At 31.2% G+C, this 1,271-nt stretch carries 1 protein-coding gene and 1 pseudogene; one reads left to right on the forward strand and one right to left on the reverse strand.

Annotated elements, in window-relative coordinates; genetic code table 11:
• Positions 1–128: pseudogene (locus tag ACFIKE_RS10775) on the forward strand (integrase); the annotation flags it as partial.
• 68 nt (positions 129–196) lie between these two features.
• Here the strand turns inward: ACFIKE_RS10775 and ACFIKE_RS10780 are convergent.
• On the reverse strand, positions 197–325 hold the full coding sequence (locus ACFIKE_RS10780; protein WP_375649901.1) for a hypothetical protein: 129 nt from the start codon (positions 323–325) through the stop codon (positions 197–199).
• Between the last annotated feature and the right edge of the window lie 946 nt (positions 326–1,271).

Below are 1,271 nucleotides of genomic sequence, written 5' to 3' on the forward strand. Positions count from 1 at the left end.
ACAGTATCACAACTCAACGCAATTTTTGGCTGGACAGATGACGCTATGGCATCTCTTTACACAAAGAGCGCAGACCGTAAAAACTCGCTCTTGAAGCCATAAAAAAGCTTCAAAAAGATGAGGGATAGAGGCAAAAAACTCAATAGAATCAGGAAATATCTATTCCCTCATATTAGACATAACTATTTTATTTTACTTACTTTTTATTTGCCATGAGTGAGATCGCATCAGGCGTAGCACGCAAACGAAATGGTATGGGTTCACCAGCGGCACTCTCTTCAGACGTACGAATAATCTTTTGTAAATAATTTTTTATTTTACACATACTTGTAAATGTATTGGCTTTTAAAACCTTGTCTGTTAAAGTTTATGCTTTCTGCCTCTGCATAATTTAGCGTTTTTAAGTTCTATTCTTGAAAAACTATGCAATATCTTAACAAACTATCTATCGATCTAAGCGTATTGCTCAATAATCTTTTCTTCCACTCCAATTAACTTTTGCTTATCCCACAGAAAAAGCATTATAAATATACCTAATTTCCAACCATATCTGGAAGAGATTTTAAACTGTCGATGCAATCTTACATAAAATTTTATCCACATAGTGCAAATCAGCCATTCCCTCCAAGATAACTTTTAGACGCACTAGATACCTGAATATTTTTATTTTAAAAATTAAAATCTTTTAAAGATCTTTCTTACCGAATTGTACTTATTTAAACTCAATAAAAACTTTCCTTGAATATATTATGTCATTCTTACAAATTTATCTCTCATAAACTGTAAGAGCAATAACCTTTTCTTTTCGAAGATATGAACGATCTGAATAGAATAAATATCTGGAAATGTATAATAATTCAAAACTACACGCCCGCAAAGAATTTAATATAATTTTATCGAACATTTTCAACTGAACATTTCTTATTATTACGAATAACGATCGTTAGAACTTAAAAAATATTGCTTTGTGAAAAATTTTTAAACAGAAAAAAGAAATGATAAATATCATAATTACCTTTCATTTTTTCAGAAAAAACTATCATGTTTAAAAATGAAACTCTTGAATAACACACTCTAAGAATTAACTAGTGAAAAATTATTTTAATTGAAACTTAAATAGTTTTACAAAGAACGCTTTAAAATGCGTATTAAAATGATTGACCTTTTGCAAGAAATTTGTCAGAAAGCATATCTAGTTTGGAGGGGTGGCCGAGCGGTTTAAGGCACCGGTCTTGAAAACCGGCGTGCAGGAGACTGTACCGTGGGTTCGA

It is taken from the genome of Bartonella sp. MU70NMGDW (genome assembly GCF_042194085.1).
GTDB lineage: Bacteria > Pseudomonadota > Alphaproteobacteria > Rhizobiales > Rhizobiaceae > Bartonella > Bartonella grahamii.

What these genes read in the sequence shown, in the direction of transcription:
- ACFIKE_RS10780 (WP_375649901.1), bottom strand. Translation starts at nt 325, where the DNA reads ATGTGTAAAATAAAAAATTATTTACAAAAGATTATTCGTACGTCTGAA.